Annotated in this window: 17 protein-coding genes; 3 read left to right on the top strand and 14 right to left on the bottom strand. The window is 40.8% G+C overall.

Annotation, left to right across the window (positions count from 1 at the left end):
* Positions 1 to 5 precede the first annotated feature (5 nt).
* The gene (locus MKX97_RS04420; RefSeq protein WP_342537065.1) at positions 6 to 1,988 is read left to right on the top strand and encodes a methyl-accepting chemotaxis protein; all 1,983 of its coding nucleotides are present in this window, start codon (positions 6 to 8) and stop codon (positions 1,986 to 1,988) included.
* Positions 1,989 to 2,555: 567 nt separating this feature from the next.
* Here the strand turns inward: MKX97_RS04420 and MKX97_RS04415 are convergent.
* The 7 genes from MKX97_RS04415 to MKX97_RS04385 are packed head-to-tail and all read right to left on the bottom strand — an operon-like array spanning position 2,556 to position 10,451.
* A complete protein-coding gene (locus MKX97_RS04415) occupies positions 2,556 to 4,358 on the bottom strand; it encodes a helix-turn-helix domain-containing protein (protein WP_340758439.1) in 1,803 nt (600 codons plus the stop codon).
* Positions 4,359 to 4,380: 22 nt separating this feature from the next.
* The gene (locus tag MKX97_RS04410; RefSeq protein ID WP_340758438.1) at positions 4,381 to 5,040 is read right to left on the bottom strand and encodes a DUF1028 domain-containing protein; all 660 of its coding nucleotides are present in this window, start codon (positions 5,038 to 5,040) and stop codon (positions 4,381 to 4,383) included.
* Positions 5,037 to 6,011, bottom strand: a complete 975-nt coding sequence (locus MKX97_RS04405) for an oligopeptide/dipeptide ABC transporter ATP-binding protein (protein WP_340760905.1) — start codon at positions 6,009 to 6,011, stop codon at positions 5,037 to 5,039. The genes MKX97_RS04410 and MKX97_RS04405 overlap by 4 nt, the downstream gene beginning before the upstream one ends.
* Positions 6,001 to 6,993, bottom strand: coding sequence for an ABC transporter ATP-binding protein (locus MKX97_RS04400; RefSeq protein ID WP_340760904.1), 993 nt, complete (start codon positions 6,991 to 6,993; stop codon positions 6,001 to 6,003). The genes MKX97_RS04405 and MKX97_RS04400 overlap by 11 nt, the downstream gene beginning before the upstream one ends.
* A 27-nt stretch (positions 6,994 to 7,020) precedes the next feature.
* On the bottom strand, positions 7,021 to 7,854 hold the full coding sequence (locus MKX97_RS04395) for an ABC transporter permease (RefSeq protein WP_340758437.1): 834 nt from the start codon (positions 7,852 to 7,854) through the stop codon (positions 7,021 to 7,023).
* 18 nt (positions 7,855 to 7,872) lie between these two features.
* Positions 7,873 to 8,817 (bottom strand): ABC transporter permease, encoded by a 945-nt coding sequence (locus tag MKX97_RS04390; RefSeq protein WP_340758436.1) that lies wholly within the window; start codon positions 8,815 to 8,817, stop codon positions 7,873 to 7,875.
* A gap of 56 nt (positions 8,818 to 8,873) precedes the next feature.
* Positions 8,874 to 10,451 (bottom strand): ABC transporter substrate-binding protein, encoded by a 1,578-nt coding sequence (locus MKX97_RS04385; RefSeq protein ID WP_340758435.1) that lies wholly within the window; start codon positions 10,449 to 10,451, stop codon positions 8,874 to 8,876.
* A 176-nt stretch (positions 10,452 to 10,627) separates the two neighbouring features.
* On the opposite strand from MKX97_RS04385, the gene MKX97_RS04380 reads away from it, so the two are divergent.
* The gene (locus MKX97_RS04380) at positions 10,628 to 11,764 is read left to right on the top strand and encodes an amidohydrolase family protein (RefSeq protein WP_340758434.1); all 1,137 of its coding nucleotides are present in this window, start codon (positions 10,628 to 10,630) and stop codon (positions 11,762 to 11,764) included.
* Positions 11,765 to 12,280: 516 nt separating this feature from the next.
* Entirely contained in the window at positions 12,281 to 13,498 is a 1,218-nt protein-coding gene (locus MKX97_RS04375; protein WP_340758433.1) for a benzoate/H(+) symporter BenE family transporter, read from the top strand.
* Positions 13,499 to 13,636: 138 nt separating this feature from the next.
* Here the strand turns inward: MKX97_RS04375 and MKX97_RS04370 are convergent, their stop codons facing one another.
* The 7 genes from MKX97_RS04370 to MKX97_RS04340 all read right to left on the bottom strand — a co-directional run bounded on the left by MKX97_RS04370 (position 13,637) and on the right by MKX97_RS04340 (position 21,018).
* Positions 13,637 to 14,071: a hypothetical protein gene (locus MKX97_RS04370; RefSeq protein ID WP_340758432.1), complete on the bottom strand. Its 435-nt coding sequence runs from the start codon at positions 14,069 to 14,071 to the stop codon at positions 13,637 to 13,639.
* A gap of 385 nt (positions 14,072 to 14,456) precedes the next feature.
* A complete protein-coding gene (ptsP, locus tag MKX97_RS04365) occupies positions 14,457 to 16,169 on the bottom strand; it encodes a phosphoenolpyruvate--protein phosphotransferase (RefSeq protein ID WP_342537064.1) in 1,713 nt (570 codons plus the stop codon).
* Complete coding sequence (locus tag MKX97_RS04360) at positions 16,166 to 16,435, bottom strand: HPr family phosphocarrier protein (RefSeq protein ID WP_342537063.1); 270 nt, start codon at positions 16,433 to 16,435, stop codon at positions 16,166 to 16,168. The genes ptsP and MKX97_RS04360 overlap by 4 nt, the downstream gene beginning before the upstream one ends.
* 77 nt (positions 16,436 to 16,512) lie before the next feature.
* Complete coding sequence (pfkB, locus tag MKX97_RS04355; protein ID WP_340758429.1) at positions 16,513 to 17,445, bottom strand: 1-phosphofructokinase; 933 nt, start codon at positions 17,443 to 17,445, stop codon at positions 16,513 to 16,515.
* 47 nt (positions 17,446 to 17,492) lie between these two features.
* Complete coding sequence (gene gatY / locus MKX97_RS04350) at positions 17,493 to 18,350, bottom strand: tagatose-bisphosphate aldolase subunit GatY (RefSeq protein ID WP_340758428.1); 858 nt, start codon at positions 18,348 to 18,350, stop codon at positions 17,493 to 17,495.
* A 38-nt stretch (positions 18,351 to 18,388) separates the two neighbouring features.
* Positions 18,389 to 19,546 carry an N-acetylglucosamine-6-phosphate deacetylase gene (gene nagA, locus MKX97_RS04345; protein WP_342537062.1) on the bottom strand — a complete coding sequence of 386 codons (1,158 nt, stop codon included), beginning with the start codon at positions 19,544 to 19,546 and terminating at the stop codon, positions 18,389 to 18,391.
* Positions 19,547 to 19,641: 95 nt separating this feature from the next.
* On the bottom strand, positions 19,642 to 21,018 hold the full coding sequence (locus MKX97_RS04340) for a PTS ascorbate transporter subunit IIC (protein ID WP_340758426.1): 1,377 nt from the start codon (positions 21,016 to 21,018) through the stop codon (positions 19,642 to 19,644).
* Positions 21,019 to 21,072: the final 54 nt, after the last annotated feature.

The following is a 21,072-nucleotide window of genomic DNA, read 5'->3' as shown; positions in this document are numbered from 1 at the left end:
CTCTCTTGTTTCAATCAATTAAAACTAAATTACTTTTCACTGTCATGATTTTATTTATTCTCGGAATTTCGCTGATGACTTATTTCACGACCAATCAAGCTAAAAAACATTCCATAGCGGACGCACTGGATTCAAGTGACGCGATTGTGAATGAAATGGGTTTTGGGGTGAATCAATTCTTGCAGAAATATGAAACTGGTCTCAATTTACTGGCAACCTCCGACTCCATCGCGCTTTTCAAAAGAGCGGAAGATTCTCAAAAAGCCGGTAAGGAAATGGAAGACAAACTAGATGAGTTTCTGTCCATTTATCCGGAAACATCGGCTGCATACTACTCATCCACAACACGCGATTCATTCATCATGCCTTATGCTGACCTGTCCGACTATGAGCCTGAAACTCGTCCTTGGTTCAGCCTCGCGATAGAGAATCCCGACGCTATCCAGTGGATTGAGCCCTATGAAGACGACCAAACCGGCGAGCTTGTCATCTCCGTTTCAAAAGCGATTCGGGATAACGGCAAAGTAGTAGGTGTCGTAGGTCTCGATATTCAATTAGGAACGTTGACCGATGAAATCACCAATCGGGAAATCGGCTATAACGGGTTTCCTATCTTGCTCGACGGAAAAGGCACAGCAATTTCATATCCTTCCGAAACCGGTAACGACTTGAGCCAACTTTCATATGTCGGCAAATTGTACGAATCGGAAAACGGAATTGTCACCTATAAAGATGAAGACGGAGTGGCAAAACGAATCATTTTCACGACGCTCCCTGACGTCAACTGGAAGGTAGGAGCAGTCTATGAAGAACGCGAACTGAACAGCTTGGCGAACAATTTACGAAATTCCACGCTGCTCTTCGCCCTGCTAACACTGTTCGTCATATTTGCTGCACTTTTTGTAACGGTCAGCCGAACAACTAGACCGATCGGAAAAATCAAATCCGTCATGGACTCCGTATCTTCCGGCGATTTAACCGTCCGTTCTGAAATGACAGCAACCGATGAAATCAGCAACCTAGGCAAAGACTTCAATCATATGCTCGATCAAATGAACGGCATCATTCGTGTAGTCCGCACTTCAGCCGATGATGTCCGATCCAATTCGGAAAGCTTGAGCGCCGTTGCAGAAGAGACAAGCGCGGCAAGCACAGAAGTCGCACATGCCATTTATGAGATTGCGGAAGGAGCATCTAAATCTGCTGAAGATGCTGAAATGGTCACAGAACGCACTGAATTGCTCGGACAGCAAATCAACGAAATTACCGATAACGCAGCATCAATGTTGCAGATTGCTGAACAGACAGGCATTAAAAATGCCAGCGGACAGGAACAGATGGCAGCTTTGAAACAGTCATTCGAAACATCCGGCGCCACTTTGCGTACAATGACACAGCAAACGCAAACACTCGGCGAGAAAGTAAACGCAATCGGAAATGTCATGGAAACGATCATGAATATTTCCAAACAAACCAATTTATTAGCCTTAAATGCCAGCATTGAAGCAGCACGGGCCGGAGAACATGGAAAAGGATTCGCGGTAGTGGCGGAAGAAGTACGCACTCTCGCCGAACAAACCGCCAAATCGACAGAAAACGTCGGCATGACAATCTATGAACTGCAAGAAGAATCGACAATGGTTGCCAATCAATTAAGCGAAACCGTCGACACATTCAAACAGCAAGGAATTGTTGTCGAAGAGACTGAAGCGACATTCCAAGAACTCTCTGCACTGATGACCGACATGCAACAAAGCATCCACACCGTCACAAAAGAAATCGAACAGATAGCAACTCATAAAGACGAAGTAATGTGGACCATCCAAACAATGACCGCCACTTCCCAAGAAACTGCTGCGGCATGTGAAGAAGTGAGCGCTTCGTCTGAAGAACAGCTGCGCGCGATCCAAGCGGTAACGGACGCAGCAGAAACTTTGACTGATTTGAGTGAACGATTGCAGGAGGCGATTGAACGGTTTACTGTGTAAGGGATACCAATTTTGATATTCTTCATTAAATACAGGCTGCCTGAGAAGTCATTTCCACCTGACTTTTCGGGCAGTTCTTTTTTGAGGAAAGCTTGTGAACATTCTTGACTGATATCATGGCGGCGGAAATGTGCGGTGTGTGGATGGTTTGGTGGTTCGATTCTACTTACGCATCTGTACCTAGCGTTCCTTTACTTCTCATACAAATAATCCGCTCTATTTGTATCCTTTCCTCCCTTCTATATATAAAAAAGGATTTTTAACTTGATACATGATCTTTTCAGTAAGCGACATTCCAAAACTAAATCGAAAGGGACACAGTTGCAAGCAGGCATGTAGATTTCCATTGGAATACGATGCACAAGACAGACCTCGCCGTCCTCATGAGATCACCTGTTATTCAGTGAAATATCTTGCTGCACACTTGAAACGTGAAACAATTGAAACTAAACTCAGCTTGTCATATTCTACGGTCAGACTTGCCATCCGTAAACTTATCAAGCTGCTGATCATCGGGCTGATTCATTATATTAGACCAAGTATAATTTCCTTTTACACAGAGACTTTTCAATGCAAATATTCGTAAATCTTACAAGCCAATTGAACATCGAACCATCTTTCTGAATCGTTGAGCCGAATATCCAAAAGCGTTTCAATACGTTTCAGCCTGTAGTAGAGCGTATTTTGATGAATCATTAATTTTTCCTTTGTAAGTTTCAAGGCTTTATTATTTTCTACGTATACGAGTAAAGTATCCAAGAACTCTTTATTTGATTCGTCCAGTAAGACACCTAAGTGGTCGGCCAAAAACAGCTCCAGTTCATCGTGTTTCATGTCTAACAAAATCCGATTTACACCACTTTCTGAAAACAGGTGAACCCGACCAGTCTTCTTCTTTCGTAGTAAGATCAAACTCTTTTCCGCATCATCAAACGACTTTTGAATATCACGAAAATTATCGTATACTCGTCCTAGGCCAATGATTATCGGCCAATTCATTGAACGTAAATACCCAGAAAGCGTTGTTAATTTTTCGGTTGCACTCTCTTTCCCCTCCACTTGGGGGAAAGACATGAACGCGATGATCTGCTTATTTCGCTCGGTCACAATTCCTTTAATATGATTAAATGCTAGAGCCTCTTCAATCCATTGCATCCATTTCTCGCGATTATATCGTGAATCTTTCAAAACTGTCTGCTCTGGTTCGCTACAAATCAGCGCCACATAGAAGTCGCGCGGATAGAGACCTAAATTCTTCGCTTGTTCATCCAATTGGTTATCATAAACTCCTAACAAAACCTTTTCGAACAACTCGCCGTAAAATATTTGCTGTGCTTCCTTGATAGAATGTTGTTTGATCATTTCTAACGACAGCAATGAAGCGCCATATTCCAATAGCATTCGATTCACAAGATGAACTTCCTCAATCTGTATATAGGACAATAGGAAGCCAATTACAGAATCAGACCCAACAATCGGTATAATGATGATAGACGTGCCATTTTTACTATTATATACTTGCCATTTTTTTGTCGCGATCACATATTGGACTTCTTTTGTTGAAATCATACCTGAAGGAAGAGGAAACGAATCGGAGCCGTGTAGCGCAATCAAATTAAAGAGACCATCATAAAGCGCGATTGGCACCTCTACATATCGCTGCAACGCAGTGATCATCCTTCCAATTCCTTTCTTTTGATTGCTTAACATCGTTAATTCATTATATAAATCAGCTGTTTTCTGTTGCTGGTCGTGTTCTTTATGTAAAGCTTTCGTTGTTAATGCAAGTTCTTTTTCCAAATGATTCGTTCTATCTTGCAAAATATGATACCGATACGACATCGTAATAACAGGTGCGAGTATCTGTACTTTCTTTAGAAAGTCTTCTGTATATTGTGCAGAGGAGTCATGACCGTTCATCGTCACTACTCCCACCGTTCCTTGATCGTCTATTAATGGAAGCGCCAACGTTTGGTGAGGGTAATCTGCTCGGATGGTTGACTGAATATAATGCGATAAATTGGAAGGAGACATTGTCCTCATCGCCTTCATAATGTCATCTCTAAAAGTAAGAAACTGCGGTTCATTTGTTTCAAAAGCCAGTCCGGTGATCCCTTCGCCTGGTTTCAATTGCGTCTTGCGATAATTCTCTTCTACATAGCCAATCGCATACTTCACGATTAGTTTATTCGTTTTTTCACTGAAAATAAACAAAAATCCTGTGTCAAACTGTGCAAACGAACCGATCATCTCTTCGAGGACCGTCTTAAAAAAACAATTTTGTCCTACCGTGTTAAAAATGTTAGATGTCACATGGCCAAAAACTTCGTATATGCTTTTTTCAGGTACGTTGGTTTTATAACTATTCACATCAGCACCCACTTTTTTCGATCTATGTCAGTCTAATACCAGCTTCAATCGTTTCCACCCATTCATCATATCGATCAATCAAAACACACTTATTTTTCAAGTATATCTGTTCTAATTCAAGTACCGGCTCTTCCGCATCATCCACCCTGAAATCTACATAAGGATAACCTTCTAACGCCACAACCTTAAGTATTGCAGACTGCTTGCCTCTTCGGTCTCCCCCCATCTGATCCCCTTTCACCAAGGCCGCTAGCAGCTTATCTTCCAATTTTCCATCGGTATGTTCAAATGCATTTGCCATTCCGTCTAATACATCTTTACTTGCTAAAAGATTACCTAAAATAGCATACTGATTACCAATAATATGTCCTTTTTCCTCATCATTTTCGATTCCTGTATATACTGCACTATTTCCAAAACGATCTAAAATGGCCAATTGACGCAGTTCCCTTCCCGGATCACCATGAAGCAATGTGTTCAAGGTTGCATTAGCAGTTTGGCCCGCGCTCAAAAATTGCATGCCTTTTCCCCCAAGTGAAGGATTCACCCAACCTTGTGTTGCGATGATTCCTACATCTGCTTGAATTGCCGGTGAATGTGCGCCTACCGCTGGAAAACAAGAGGCAATGGCGGCTCCAAAATTACCTGTATCAGGACATCGTGCAATGATTGAATACGTCATGTTAAACTCTCCTCTACTATGTGACACGCAACAAAATGTTCAGGTTCTGCTTCAACAAGCTGCGGAACTATCTGTTTACAAATATTTTTCGCCAAAGGACAACGCGTGTGAAATTTACACCCAACGGGCGGATCCATCGGGCTGGGGATATCTCCGTTCAATTTTATACTTTTACGTGAATTAGATGGATCGGGTATGGGGATGGCTGATATGAGAGCTTGAGTATAAGGGTGCAGAGGCTTCTCATATAAACGTTCACTCGCAGTTAATTCCACGATACTGCCAAGATACATTACCGCGATCCTGTCACTTATATACTCTATTACACTTAAATCATGAGCAATAAACAAATAGGTCAAATCATACTCATCTTGCAGATCTTTCATCAAATTAATAATTTGTGCTTGAATCGATACATCCAATGCAGCAACTGGTTCATCGGCGACAATGAATTTGGGATTCAATGCGAGAGAACGAGCGATTCCGATCCGCTGGCGTTGCCCACCGGAAAATTCATGTGGGTAACGGTTCAAATAGTCTTTTGGAATGCCGACTGAATCCACTAACTTCACTAGCCTTTCTTTTCTATCTTTCACTTTGTAAGTTCTCAGCGGCTCGCTGATCAGTTCTTCAACTGTCATCCGCGGATTCAATGAGGCATAGGGATCTTGAAAAATCATCTGAAAATCTTTTCTCTTTGCGCGAAGCTCTTCCTTGGAATAATCCATGATATTAGAACCCTCAAAAAACACTGACCCCGAAGTCGACTCCATTAATCGCAGAAGAAGGCGTCCAGTAGTCGATTTCCCACAGCCCGATTCTCCAACGATTCCAAGTGTTTCTCCCTTGTAAACAGAGAATGATAAGTCTTCCACTGCACGGATGGTGTTTGTATTTTTATTAAAAAATGATCCGCCTAAGCTAAAATGCTTTGTCAGATTTTCTACCCGAACAAGCTCCTCATAACTCATTTGCATTTCCTTCCTCCTCTCCGTATAGATAACAGGCGACTTCATGATCAGGACCAACTCCTCGAAGATTAGGATGAACCCCTTTGCATACGTCCATAACTAATGGACACCGATCTGCAAATGCACAACCTGTAGGCAAATGGTGCAGATTAGGCGGCTGCCCCGGTATAGACTTTAATCGTGTTTTATCTCCTAGTTTTGGAAGGGAAGACAACAATCCTTTCGTATACGGATGCTTTGGCTTTGAAAACAATTCATCCACAGACGCCTTTTCTACAATCTTGCCCGAATACATGACAGCTACTTGATCACATATTTCTGCAACAACTCCTAGATCATGAGTGATCAACATGATTCCAGCGCCCGTTTCATCACGCAAATCTCGAATCAACTCCAAAATTTGAGCCTGGATTGTTACATCCAGCGCAGTAGTCGGCTCATCTGCAATAAGAAGCTTTGGATTACCTGCAAGCGCCATAGCAATCACCCCACGTTGCCTCATTCCTCCACTGAATTCGTGTGGATACTGTGTTGCCCGAACTTCCGCGGAAGGAATCCCTACTCTTTTGATCATTGCAACGGCTTTCTCCCAAGAACTTTTCTTAGAACTCTTCTCATGGATAAATGGTACTTCTGCAATTTGATTTCCTACTGTATATACAGGATTTAATGACGTCATCGGATCTTGTGCAATTAAACTGATTTCTTTTCCTCTGATTTTCTGCATCTGTTTCTCTTTCAACTCAAGCAAATTCTGCCCTTCAAATAATACTTCACCTGCTAATTTTTCACTTTTTCTACTACCCACTAGTCGTAAAATTGATTGGGAAGTCATACTTTTACCAGATCCAGACTCTCCGACAATACCCAGAATCTGTCCATGTTCTATTGTAAAGGAGATATTGTCAACAGGCCTTACCACTCCTCTGTCCGTACGAAAAGACGTGGTCAATGATTTTACTTCAAGTAACGTTTTTTTCATATCAGGCATAGTAGCTGACCTCCTTTTTTATTCATTTTTCAGCCTTGGGTCTAGTGCATCACGTAACCCATCACCCATAATATTGAAACTTAGCACCGACAGCGTTATAGCAATCCCAGGGAAAATCGCAGTCCACCAAGAAATCTCCATCCAATCCTTCGCTTCACTCAACATAATTCCCCAAGATGGCGTATCAGGCGAAACTCCCAACCCTAAGAAACTTAGAGCAGCCTCCGCCAAGATTGCGAATGCAAACGAAAGCGTAACTTGTACGATGAGCGGCGCTAATGAGTTCGGTAAAATATGCCGCAACATAATTTGAAAGGAGTTGACTCCCATTGAACGTGCAGCCTCAATATATAACGAGTCCCGAATGTTAAGTACCGCTCCCCGAGCAATCCGGGCAAAAATTGGTGTATAGACAATTCCAATCGCAATCATCAAGTTCGTCAAACTCGGTCCTAAAATCGCCATAATGACCAAAGCCAATAAAATATCCGGAAATGAAAACAATACATCTGTTATCCTAGATAGAATTTGATCGATCTTTCCTCCAAAATAGCCTGCAACGATTCCTATAATCGTTCCAAAGAATAATGAAAAACCGACTGCGATTAAACCTACTTTCAATGAAATTTGCGTTCCATATAAAATTCTACTGAAAATATCACGTCCGAATTGATCTGTCCCGAACCAATGCTCACTATTCGGAGCTGTGAGCGTACTATTCGGATCCATGTAATACGGATCGAAAGGAACAATCCATTTCGCCAGCAGTGCTACAATTAGAATGAGGGCTATGAGCAGGAAGCCAACGAACGCAAAACGATTTTTCTTAAACCTTTTCCAAGTATCTTTCATTTGTCATCCCACCTCACTCTAACTGTATCTGATTTTCGGATTGATCAAGGCATAAATAATATCCACAGCTAGATTAATCAATACAAAAGCGCTCGCTATGAATAAAATGGCTCCTTGCAACAAACTATAATCGCGGTTTGAAATTGCCTGCAATGCCAGCTGTCCGATCCCCGGCAACGAAAAGATTTGTTCAATAATGATTGAACCACCCAATAAATATCCCGCCTGAATTCCCAGCACTGTGACTACGGGAACTAGAGCATTTCGCAATCCATGCTTCCAAATGAGACGAGAATTCGTAACTCCTTTCGCTTTTGCCATTTTCATATATTCTTCACCTAACACTTCCAACATAGATGAACGGGTCATTCTCATCGTGACTGCTCCGACTGAGGTTCCTAACGCAATCCCCGGCATTATCATCGTCTTTAGATTCATCCAAACTCCTTCAGAGAGTGGCACGAAACCACTAGAGGGCAACCAACTCAGATGAAGTGAAAAATATAAGATCATCAATGTACCGAGCCAAAAATTAGGTACGGAAATACCAAACATTCCGAAGAAGCTTGCACCATAATCGATCGGTGTATTTCGCTTCAAAGCCGCAATTGTTCCAAACGGTATCGCAATCAACAAAGCAAAAAGAATACTAATTACAGTGAGTTCTAAAGTAATTGGAAGACGATTGATCAGTATTTCTAAAACTGGTTCATTTGTAAGCGAAGAGATACCAAGATCTCCTTTTAAGACATTCATGATCCAGATACCATATTGAACAAATATTGACTGATCCAAGCCATACTTTTGCCGTAGGATTTCTGCCTGAGCCTCATTGTAATTCGTTCCTAGCATAGCCGTTACTGTATCACCCGGTACTAATCTCACCATAAAAAAGGCAAGTACTGATATTCCAAACAGTACCGGAACTGCGATTAGCAAGCGACGTAAGATATATACAAACAAACAGACACCTCCTTATGTAGAAAGGGGTGTGTTTTATTCACCCCCTTGTCTAGCTCTCAGCGATCGATCCATGTATTTTCTAATGATTTGGTAGATACTGTTGGGTTCACGTCAAATCCATGAACTCCCTTTTGAATTGCAGATGCATGCTGATTGGCGTACAAGAAAACCATGGGAGCCTCTTTAACAATAATGGACTGGGCTTCTTTATAGATTTCAAAACGTTCATCTTGATCTGCTGTCTCTCTGCCCTCTTCTAACAAACGATCAACTTCTGCATTAGAGTAGCCTTGTTGGTTCCACACTTCGTCTGTATGAAAAATGTTATACAAGAATTCATCTGGATCTACAAATCCAACCCAACCGACAATGGACATTTCAAAATCTTTCTTTCCTAGGGCATCAAAGAAGATGCTGTCCTCTTGTTGCAGTATTTCCACATCAATTCCAACCGGTTGCAATTGCTGTTTGATCACTTGTGCTGCATCCACTTGCGCTTTGTTCTGTCCGACTTTCAATGAAATAGCAAAACCATCTTCATATCCGGCTTCCTTCAGTAAAGATTTTGCCTTTTCAATATTTGGTTTCGAATACGTATCTAGCTTTGCATCTGCCCAGTGACCTTCAGGTATCGGACCACCCGCCAAAATCGTCGCTTGTCCAAACTTTACCGAATTATTCATCACTTCCCTATCAATTGCAGTCGCGATCGCCTGTCTCACAGCTTTCTCTTTCAGCGGACCGGCATTCACATTCAAACCCATATACTCCCAATAAGTTCCTGTTACAGGTTCTACTGATAGATCATCCGATTTTGAAAGTAATTGAATGTCTTTTGGTGATAACTGTAAAATAATATCAATCTCTTTATTCCGAATTGCAGTCGTTCTTGAGGTCTCATCTGGCACTGCTTTCCAAGTAACTTGATCTAAATACGGTAAGCCTTCCTTAAAATAATCTGCAAACTTTTCAAGTACCATCTCTTGGTCTTTCTTCCAATGCACCAACTGGAACGGACCGCTTCCCGCATCTGCATTATCCAAGCTACCACCATTTTCCTCCACGACCGACTGATTGACGATTGCATTCATTGGATACGCAAGAAACGTCAAAAATGGAGCGACCGGCTTTTTCAAATTGACAATCACAGTTTGGTCATCTGGTGTTGCAATTGACTCTACATCTTCAAATTGAGGAGCACGAACGAGCTGATCCACGATCCGCTCTATTGAATATTTCACGTCTTTAGACGTCAAATCATCACCATTGTGGAATTTGACTCCTTCCTGAAGCGTGAACGTGTATATTTTTCCATCTTCTGAAATATCATAGTTTTGTACCAGATCTCCTTCAATTTCACCATAAGTACCTTCTTTGTACTTAAAAAGCGTGTTGTACATGTTCTCAATATAATGCATCGATTGCGCGTTAGTTTCACTATGCGGGTCCAGCCCTTGCGCATCATTTAGATCTACTATCGTTAATTTTCCACCTTCAATCGGCTCTCCTGTGCTCTCCGTCTTATCATTCGAATTTGGCTTCTCCTCATCTTTAGGCGAAGATTCCTCATTTGCAGAACACGCCGCTAGCATTAACAATAAAAAAATTCCAAACAAGCCGACTAGCCTCTTCATGTAACCTCACTCCTTTTTTAAATTATCTAACTACTTATAGTTTAATTTAGGAACAAGCTAAATAATATAGAATATATTCTAAAGGTAAGCGTTAACATTTTGTTATAACTTCTAACTTCAATTGACTGCTAGTAGTTTAAGCTATATCTATTAGCAGTCAAAAGGAGGAATACATGATGCTACTTATAAAAAATGCCCTAGTATACAAAGGGGAGTGTCAATCGCCTTCCTATGAAACTATAGGAGTAGCTGAAGGGAAATTTGCGAATCCAGATGAGATGACGCAGCCAAGCACAAACGTCATCGACGCAAAGGGAAAAGTAATTACTCCAGGTCTGATCGATGTACACACACATCTCGGCATTAACCAACAAGGCATAGGAGAAGCTGGGCACGATTTCAATGAATCTAGTTCTGATTCTACTCCTGAAGTCAATTCGATTGATGCCATCACAATGAAAGATAGTGGGTTTGAAGATGCACGCCGAGCAGGAGTCACGACCGTCCAGGTCATGCCCGGGAGCGCAAACGTTATTGGCGGTGAAATGGTCGTCATTAAAACAGCGGGAACAATTGTGGATGATTGCATCGTCCGTAATCCATCTGGACTTAAGGCAGCCATGGGAGAAAACCCAAAAAATCATCATCAGAAAACCGTCCAAACAAGAATGGGGATTGCCGCCCGTTTACGTGAAAAACTAATGGAGGCACAATATTATGATGATCATCGACAAAAAGGAAATTGCCCGCCTAACCTAGGGCTGAACCATATCGTAAAAGTATTACATGGCGATATTCCACTGCGGGTCCATGCACATAGAGCGGACGACATCGCGACGATACTCAGACTCCAAAAAGAGTTTCAAATCGATGTTACGATTGAACACGCCACAGAAGGACATCTCATCATTGATCTCTTAGCAGAAAGAAACGTTCGAGTAGCAGTTGGCCCTACCATGTCCAGCCGGCCCAAATTCGAACTGGCAGAACAAAGCTGGGAAACTGTCCTTGCGTTAGACAATGCCAATGTCCCTTTCTCCTTGACGACTGACCACCCTGTAGTAAGCATCGAACATTTAATGACAAGTGCAATTCTGGCGGTTAAAAATGGATTGGCAGAGGTAAAAGCATTACAAGCAATTACATTGAACGCAGCGAAGCACTTAGGGATAGCAGATCGGGTTGGATCGATTGAAGTTGGAAAAGATGCAGATTTTGTTGTGTGGAATGGTGATCCTTTCGATTTGCGTACTACCGTGGATGGTACGTTTATTAATGGAAACTGTGTATACCAGAGAATTTTAGATTTTTAGAAGGAAGGTGCCTGCTCTGTTTGTATCATCGCTTTCTTCTTTCCAAATACTTCCCTTTATTATCGGGTTTTCCACGCGATAGCTATTTAGGGTTCACGACCATAAGAGCTATTACTTCCAAGAGTTAGCGCATTTTATTGATTCTTTGATAAAAAAGAAAATCAGTCTGGATATCTTGACTTAAAGTATAAAAATTTTCCGATTTATGTTTTAAAAAGCCTTTACATGATCAATCAGGCGAAGGCTTATTTAGGATTTCTTCATGGGAGGTGAATCGATAAATATCCACTTCAACTTCTAATCTACCGACTCTGAATGCGTGGCGTATAGGCAACAGAAACCAATATCTATCCTACTTTATACTGTATACAAACTACCTCAAAAATAATCACTAATTATATCCTTCTGCCCCTCCCTTCTAAATAGAAGAAAAAAGGGGTTTTTCACAAGTATTTACAATACAAAGACTTTGTTTGGTGTATATTAGATAAAACAGTAGGTCCAGGGGGTGTCAACGTGACAGCAGATACTTTATCCGCACACTTGAAAGACTTTCGCCAAAATTTAAACGTCAAAACGGCAAGCTCCGGCTTAGTAGCAGCGATCTTCGGCTGTACAGGCCCTGCTTTAATTGTCATTGGAGGGGCAACAGGTGGCGGCTTGACATACAACGAGACGATCAGTTGGATATTTGCTATTTATTTTTTCAGTGGACTGCTCGGTATGATTTTAGCATTGAAATATCGTCAGCCCATCGTAGGTGCCCATTCAATTGCTGGAGCTGTTTTAGTTGCCGGTGCGTTGACGCATTTTACATTAAAAGAAGCGGTAGGGGCTTATCTGGTTGCCCACATTATCGTAATCCTTCTCGGTGCGTCAGGTGTCATCGACAAAGTGATGAAATGGATTCCGGTGCCTATTGTTATGGGGATGATCGTTGGCGTGATGATCCGTTTTGCCACTGATATGATTACAGCGATAACACTTTCGCCCTTACTGGCAGGTTCAGCTATTATAGTTTTTTTACTGTCGACTCGACTTTTTAATAAAATTCCCCCTGTTTTGGTGGCATTGGTCGTCGCGGTTTGTCTGGCCCTCATGACAAATGAATTTCAGATCCAATCTGTTCAAAATTCATTCATACTTCCACAGTTGATGCTGCCCGAGTTCAGTTTGGATGCCATTTTATCTATTGGTGTTCCTCTTGCATTGCTTATCATTTGTACGGAAAATGCTCAAGCATCAGGAGTTTTAATGGCTCAAGGTTATAAACCGCCGAATAACGCGATGGCGATTTATGGTTCAAGTACTGGTCTGATTGCTTCATTTTTCGGTGGTCATGCTATTAATATCGCTGGGCCGATGACGGCGATTTGTTCTGCCGAAGAGGTCGGAACAAAAGAGAGTCGATATGCGGCAGCGGTTGTCAGTGGTGGGTTATTTTCTATTTTTGGGTTGTTTGCAGCTGCAGTCGTGCCACTGGTAATTGCTATGCCTGGTGTAATTGTCAGTGTGATTGCGGGCCTTGCGATGCTTGGAGTTCTTATTACTTCCCTTAAGACAGCCTTTTCAGCAAATAAATTTCAAATGGGTTCGTTTTTTGCTTTGATTATCGGAATGTCGGATGTGAGTTTCTTTAATATTAGTGCGCCTTTGTGGGCGATTATCGGGAGCTTATTTGTTTCTTTTCTGGTGGAGAGGGAGCATTTTGCAAGGAATAAAAGGGAGGCTTAGCTGGTTAGATAAAGAAAGGGCTAATCGTGAATTCGATCACCGCTCCCTCGTTGTTAGATAGTGTCTAGCAACGAAGGGTAGTTCATTTATCGACTATATGATTTAAGTTATGAAGTGAAAACAAGCGCTATTCGAACACTAAAACCACCAAGCACCAACTTTCACAAAAATATTTGCCAAAACAACGAGCGACAATAGTGTAACCAGCATGTATTTCAAGAAAACGAATATTAAAGGCCAAAGCTCACTCATCGAATTCACCTGACCGAACCACCTTTTTTCTCCGCATTCTTCACAAAACAGGCGATGCTGTGTACGTGTAATGCTGACTTTCGCAAGCCCGCTTTGGACACTTCCGCCAATTTCCCGCTTCATTGTAAAATGATCAAGCCAAGTAGTTTCAGAAAGCTTTTTTTGTTTGCTGTGCGGACATTCCACAGATTGATATTTAAAATAGAAATTGTCGTAAATTCCTTTGCGTTTCAATTCTTTTTTATAGAATTTCCGGACACTTACCATCATAAAAATGAGCGATAGAATAATAGTTGATATGAAAATAATAAGTGGAGCCATCACAAATCATCCTTTATTTTGATTGATTGGTTGAGATATAGGTTATCATGGAATGGCTTGTTTGTCATGAGGAATCCAGAAGTAGTGATTGTTGGGATACCCTGCGCTAAAGAAGATATATCACGAGTGGTTTCTTTAATGTTAGGATTATTGATTTAGCCGCACTCTTTCTGTTCAGACTGCTCACAAAATTAGAAATGCCAGTCCATTCATAAGTATCTTTAAAAAAGAGCTGAAAAAATACCGCACGCGGCAGTATTTACGGTAAAAGTTATACAGTTATGTATGTGAAAAGTGCCTATGCCCAGTTTTAATAGTTTCACTGTTTATTGTTCCAGGAAACAATGTCATAGGCACCTTGGAAATAAAAAGTTCATCGTCAACATTATAAATTACAGCGGATCCTGACAGTCCGGGCAACTTCTTCATTTGTACCAAGCTTAAGTGCTTCATTTGCAAGTTCTACCATCTCGCTTTGTTTCAATTGGCTGATTTGCTTGCGTGCTTTTAGAATCGACGAAGCACTCATTGAGAATTCATCCAATCCCAAACCCAGTAATATTGGAATTGCAATTTCGTCTCCGGCCATTTCTCCGCACATCCCTGTCCATTTCCCTTCACGATGTGACGCATCAATCACCATCTTAACAAGCCGCAGAATTGCTGGATTGTATGGTTGATACAAGTAGGAAACACGTTCATTCATACGATCTGCCGCCATCGTATATTGAATTAAATCATTTGTTCCTATACTGAAGAAATCCACTTCTTTTGCAAACTGATCCGCTAGTAGAGCAGTTGAAGGAATCTCTACCATGATGCCGATTTTAATCCCATCTGCAACTATTGTGCCATTTTCTAAGAGTATTTTTTTCTCTTCTTCCAACATGCCTTTAGCTTGGCGGAATTCATCTAGCGTTGCAATCATTGGAAACATAATTTTCAAATTCCCGAATGTACTTGCTCGTAAAAGAGCTCTTAACTGGGTTCGGAAAATGTGCTGTTCTTCCAAACATAAACGTATTGCTCGGGATCCCAAAAATGGATTCAATTCTTTAGGTAGATTTAAATATGAAAGTTCTTTATCCCCGCCAATGTCTAATGTCCGCACAACAACCGGTTTACTCCCCATTTTTTGAAGAACAATTTTATATGCTTCAAACTGTTCTTGCTCGGTAGGCAATCGATCTTTACCCATATACAAAAATTCCGTTCGATATAAACCGATACCTTCTCCGCCATTCGAAAAAACACTGGCTACATCTTCTGGGCTACCGATGTTTGCCGCTAACTCTACATAGTGGTTATCCGAAGTAGTCGTTTTTTCATTTATCAACTTCGCCCATTCTGCTTTTTGTTCCTTGTATTTTTGTTGTTCGTTTTCATGTATCGCTATTTGCTCAGAAGTAGGATTAATATGCACAATTCCATTTAACCCATCTACAATGACCATATCACCATCTTTGATATGCTGTGTTAACTCTTTGGTTCCTACAACCGCTGGTATTTCCAATGAACGGGCCATAATTGCGGAATGGGATGTCCTCCCACCTATGTTCGTTGCAAAACCTTTAACATACATACGATTTAATTGAGCTGTGTCTGAAGGAGTTAAGTCTTCCGCTATAATTATAACTTCTTCAGAAATGGCACTTGGATTTACAACTTTAACACCTAGTAAATGAGACAAAATTCGTTTCGTTACATCTCGGATATCCCCTGCTCGTTCTTGCATATATTCATTGTCCATTGCCTCAAACATCCCAATAAACATATCTGTTGACTCTTTAAGTGCATATTCTGCATTTACTCTTTCTATGTTAATTTTTTCTTCAATAGGTGTTATTAACTCTGGATCCTCCAGCACTAAGATGTGTGCATCGAATATTGCTGCCTCTGCTGCTCCAAACTCTTTCTCAGCAGCTACGCGAATATCTTTTAATTCACTTTTGGCGATAGACATTGCAGACTGGAAACGCTCGATTTCTTTTTCGCTGTCCTCAATCGTTCTTTTATCGAAAGACAAGTCTGGCTCGACTAGAAGATAAGCCTTTGCAATGGCAATGCCGCTCGATGCAGCGATTCCTTGTAAGTTCATGCGTTAACCAATCTTTCGGTTTTCAACGTTTCTTCTAGTTCTTTTACTGCTTCTACTTCATCCGTTCCTTCCGCCGTAATTGTAAATCCCTCACCAAATGGAATTCCAAGAGCCATCACACCCAAAATGGATTTTAAATTTGCAGTTTTCTCTTTATAAATTATTTTTATTTCTGATTTATAATCATTCGCCACGTTAACTAATACAGATGCAGGACGTGCATGAACGCCTGCCTCATCGATTACGTTAAAGTTTTTTTCAATCATATTGTTCAATCTCCTTTATAGATTAATTCGAATACTTCCTAGCCTACTTTAACTGATAGAAAGTTCGATCATGGGATTCAATTAAACATTTCTACCTTTATCTCACCAATACACCTGTTTACAAGTTCGGTATCAATAGAACCTGTCTTTTCCTGCATTGCATTTAGAACTCCCATCGCGATTCCATATTTAATTACTTCTTGTGGAGGCAGTTTACGTGAGAAACCTGCTGCGAACCCTGCAATGACAGAATCACCTGATCCTACAGGGTTTATCACTTTCACTTCAGGAATTTGCACACGGTACACTTTTTCTTCATAGCGAACTAATGCGCCCTGACCACCTAAAGTAACGACCACCCATGTTATACCGTTTAGGATCGGATGCTGCAACGCTTGAATCGTGTCTGTTTCCGTATTAATTTTCCGATTTATTAACTCTTCCAACTCTTCTTGGTTGGGTTTTATCAAAAAGGGTTTGTAGTTGCCTTCCAAAGAATATTTGAGCGCCTCTCCACTTGTATCTAACAATACGAACGATTGATTTTCATGAGCAATCTTTAGCAACTCTCCATAATAGTTCGCTTCTAAGCCTCTTGGCAAACTGCCTGAGATCGTAATGATATCTACTTTATTGACAAAGGACTGAAACTGCTCCAAAAATTCTTTGGCTTCCTTTTTACTAATCCGTGGACCATTTTCTAGAATTTCTGTCTGTTTTTCATTATGGATAACAGCAATACAATTCCTAGTTTCTTCTATGATATCTATAAAACAATCTCCTATTGAAAGATTATTAATTTGTTCACGGATAAAGCCTCCTAGACTTCCGCCTAGAAATCCAGTAGCCGCAACCTCTTCTTCTAATTGAACTAAAACTCTAGAAACATTTAATCCTTTTCCGCCCGCTGTCTTTGATATGTTTCCAACACGATTTACTGCGTCCAACTTAAAATCTTCAAGTTTGTAGCTTATATCAACAGAAGGATTCAAGGTTACAGTAAGTATCATTTAGCTGCACCCTTTCTTGGTCAATTTGTACTTATAACTGCGAGTGATTATGCTTTTCCATCACTCATACAAATTAAAATTTTGCTGATGGCAGCTTCTTTCATTTTTTCCTTTGCAGGTCCCATATACTTTCTCGTATCCGATTCATTCGGATGTTCAATCAAAAATTGGCGAAGTGCTGTAGAGAAAGGTATTTTCAATTCTGTAGAAATATTCACTTTCGCACAGCCAAGTGCAATACATTTTTGAACATCTTCTTTAGAGATACCAGATGCACCGTGCAAAATAATCGGAATACCGATTAAGTTTTTTATTGTTTCTAAGCGTTCGAAGTCTAATTCCGGCTTTGTTTCGTACACACCGTGCCCCGTTCCGATTGCAACGGCCAATGTATCTACTCCAGTACGTTCTACAAATTCTACTACGGTTTCAGGATCCGTATAAGCGGCATCTTTCGCTTCTACAATTAAATCATCTTCTTGACCGACCAGTTTGCCTAGTTCTGCTTCAACAGTTGCTCCATATGAATGTGCCAATTCAACTACTGTTTTTGTTAGTTCTATATTTTCTTCAAATGAATTGTGTGAACCATCAATCATTACAGATTTCGTTCCTAATTTTAGCGATTCTTCAATAGATTCAAGTGTTTCATGATGGTCTAGATGCAAAGCGATCGGAATTTCATTCTCTTGAGCAGCTACTTCGGCAATTGCTTGAATATAAGCACGCCCCGCATAGTTCATCGTTCCAGGCGTCGCAGCCAAAATAACTGGAGATTTCATTTCAACTGCAGCCTCGATTACAGTTTGTATAGTTTCCAGGTTATGAATGTTGAATGCTGGGACCGCATATCCTTCTCTTCTGGCTTTAATCAACATATCCTTTGTGTTTCGTAAATGCGTCATACTGTTTCCTCCTAATTACCGATTTTTCGTATGCAGGATCATTTTGTGAAATCATCCCTCACGTAGTTCACTACCCCATCTATCGCTGTTGCCATAACCGTCAAATCCTGACCAAGCACTACGTAGTCTGCAACTTTCCCTTTTTCGATGCTTCCGAACTTGTCTGCTTTTCCTATACTAGCTGCAGGTGACAAAGAACCTCGATGCCATATTTCATGTAAAGGACGATTACTCCAATTTTGTAAGTTTCGAACTCCATCAATCAGTTTCAACGTACTTCCGGCAAGGGAGCCTGTTTCCGTACGAGCAATGCCATTTGCAATGTTCACCGGAAATTCCCCTAAATAATATTGTTCATCTGGCATTAATCCAGCACGCATACAGTCCGTAATCAACACTAGTTTTTCTTGTTTTTTCTCCAACGCCATGGCTGCAATAACTGGATGTACATGATAGCCATCGCAAATTAATTCTGCATAGGCACGTGAATCCGTTAAAGCGGCACCGACCGCACCAGGCTCACGATGATGTAGACCCGACATCCCATTGAACAGATGAACATAGTTACGGGCGCCGTTATCTACTGCTTGCAGACAGCAATCAAAATCTGCTTCTGTATGCGCAATGCTAACCAATACCTGTCCATGAACTTCTCTAATAAAATCCATTGCACGATCCCGTTCTGGGGCTAACGCAATTTTCACAATACTTCCGTCTGCAAGATCTTGCCATCTTTTAAATTCAGTTACGTCAGGGTTCTTAAAATAGCCAGGATTTTGTGCACCTTTATGTTTTTCAGTGAAGTAAGGACCTTCTAAAAATATGCCTTCTGACTGGGCCCCTGATAGCCCGCTGTTCGTTGCACGAACAATAGCGTTGATTGCTTGTTCTAATGCTTCATTGGATGAAGTTAAAGTGGTTGGTAGGAAACGGGTGACGCCAAGTTGAACGATCGCTTTCGAAATTTCTTGGATTGCTTCTGTTGTCCCGTCCATGACGTCATATCCCTTGATTCCATGAATATGGGTATCGAACAAGCCAGGAGCTATGGTGAACCCTGACCAATCCTTTACCTCAACGTTTTCGGGGGCTTCATTGCTGAATTTACCGAAAACTCCATTCTCTACTTTTAAATAACCCTTTTTTTTCGTTTCGTTTTTAAGTAGAAATCGATCAGCGTAAATATAATATGTCATTTTTTTGCTTCCTTTTTAAAAAATCAATTATCCCACACTTATAAACTAATAATTCAGACATGCCAACCCTAAGTCAGCTAACATTTGCACACTCACTAGGCAAACTTCTCTTCTTTTTTCTCTTCATTTTCTGTTTTCTTTTTTCTCTTAATAAATCCTGTTGCTAGCACACCTATAATAGATAGGATTACAACGACAGGTATGATATTCAGACTTGAGAATACCTTTAGCAAGGTAAGTACTATAATCGCATCTGGTACTAAGAGTGCAATACCCGAGACGCCATATACTTCTAGTCCAAATAATGGATAGAATAAAGCAACAGGTATAGTTAAAATTAAACCATATACTACGCCTGAAATCATAGCGCCGCGTCTTCCTCCTAGGGCATTTCCGAATATACCAGCTGCTCCCCCTGTAAAGAATCCCCCTATTATAGAAGGTAGGGGAATAACCGTACCAAATGTTTTGGAGACAAACATTCCAATAATCATACCAATTACGGAGAAAACAAAACCGATCATTAAAGCAGTTGGAGCAAACCCAAAAATTACAGGCACATCGAGTGCTGGTTTTGCGCCTGGAACCAATTTAACCGCAACACCACGGAATGCTGGAACAATTTCGCCCAAAAACATTCTTACCCCCTGAAGTAAAACGAGAACTCCAGCAGTAAAACCAAAAGCCTGAACGATGGAAAACACTAGCCAATTCTGCTCCCCACTTAATGTACTGACAAACTTAGGTCCCGCCACAAGAGTTGTGACTAAATACAAAATTAACATGACTGTTGAAATTGAAATTGCCGTGTCTTTAAACATCTCCAGACCTTTAGGCATTTTAACTTCCTCAGAATCTTTCGAAGCATCTCCAAATAGTTTCCCAATATAAGCTGATAAAACAACACCACTTGTCGTTAAATGTCCATACGCAATTTCATCATTACCAGTAATTTTCCTCATAACCGGCTGAGCTAAAGCCGGAAATAGAACTAAAACTAGTCCTTGAATTAAAGAACCCCATAATACTGCTTCCGTAGTAGAATACCCTAGATCATAAAAAGCCCAAGCTAAAGCTCCTGACATAATCCAAAGCATATGCCCTGTCAAATAGATATACTTAAATGGTGAAAACCTTGCTAGAATGATATTTACAATGAACCCAAATGCTAATATCAATGATGTATTTCGAGCTATTTCAGTAACGCTTTCTGATAGAGCACCTATTACTGCTTCATCAAACGGTACAACTCCCGTCAATTTAAAAGCTTGTGTAAACATTTCACTGAACGGCGTAATATATTGAACAATAATAGCCGCCCCAGCGCTTAAAATGAGTATACCTAAAATAGTTTTGAAAGTTCCTTTAACAACTTCACTAAATGCCTTACGTTGAATTAATAGACCTATTAAGGCTACTAGCCCGAGCATGATGGCTGGTGTTGTCAATAATTGAATTATGAATTCAAGCACGTGTATCCCCCCATTTCCTTTATAGCCGTTCTTCTATCCTTTCCGCCAACACGA

The sequence above is a fragment of the Sporosarcina sp. FSL K6-3508 genome (assembly GCF_038615825.1).
Lineage (GTDB): Bacteria > Bacillota > Bacilli > Bacillales_A > Planococcaceae > Sporosarcina > Sporosarcina newyorkensis.
This window is presented reverse-complemented; position numbering and strand designations above follow the sequence as displayed.

Coding starts and splice junctions, on each gene's coding strand:
- MKX97_RS04410 (WP_340758438.1), bottom strand. CDS start 5,040: ATGACGTATTCAATCATTGCACGATGTCCTGATACAGGTAATTTTGGA.
- MKX97_RS04405 (WP_340760905.1), bottom strand. CDS start 6,011: ATGAGTTATGAGGAGCTTGTTCGGGTAGAAAATCTGACAAAGCATTTT.
- MKX97_RS04400 (WP_340760904.1), bottom strand. CDS start 6,993: ATGAAAAAAACGTTACTTGAAGTAAAATCATTGACCACGTCTTTTCGT.
- MKX97_RS04395 (WP_340758437.1), bottom strand. CDS start 7,854: ATGAAAGATACTTGGAAAAGGTTTAAGAAAAATCGTTTTGCGTTCGTT.
- MKX97_RS04385 (WP_340758435.1), bottom strand. CDS start 10,451: ATGAAGAGGCTAGTCGGCTTGTTTGGAATTTTTTTATTGTTAATGCTA.
- MKX97_RS04380 (WP_340758434.1), top strand. CDS start 10,628: ATGCTACTTATAAAAAATGCCCTAGTATACAAAGGGGAGTGTCAATCG.
- MKX97_RS04370 (WP_340758432.1), bottom strand. CDS start 14,071: ATGGCTCCACTTATTATTTTCATATCAACTATTATTCTATCGCTCATT.
- ptsP (WP_342537064.1), bottom strand. CDS start 16,169: ATGAACTTACAAGGAATCGCTGCATCGAGCGGCATTGCCATTGCAAAG.
- MKX97_RS04360 (WP_342537063.1), bottom strand. CDS start 16,435: ATGATTGAAAAAAACTTTAACGTAATCGATGAGGCAGGCGTTCATGCA.
- pfkB (WP_340758429.1), bottom strand. CDS start 17,445: ATGATACTTACTGTAACCTTGAATCCTTCTGTTGATATAAGCTACAAA.
- gatY (WP_340758428.1), bottom strand. CDS start 18,350: ATGACGCATTTACGAAACACAAAGGATATGTTGATTAAAGCCAGAAGA.
- nagA (WP_342537062.1), bottom strand. CDS start 19,546: ATGACATATTATATTTACGCTGATCGATTTCTACTTAAAAACGAAACG.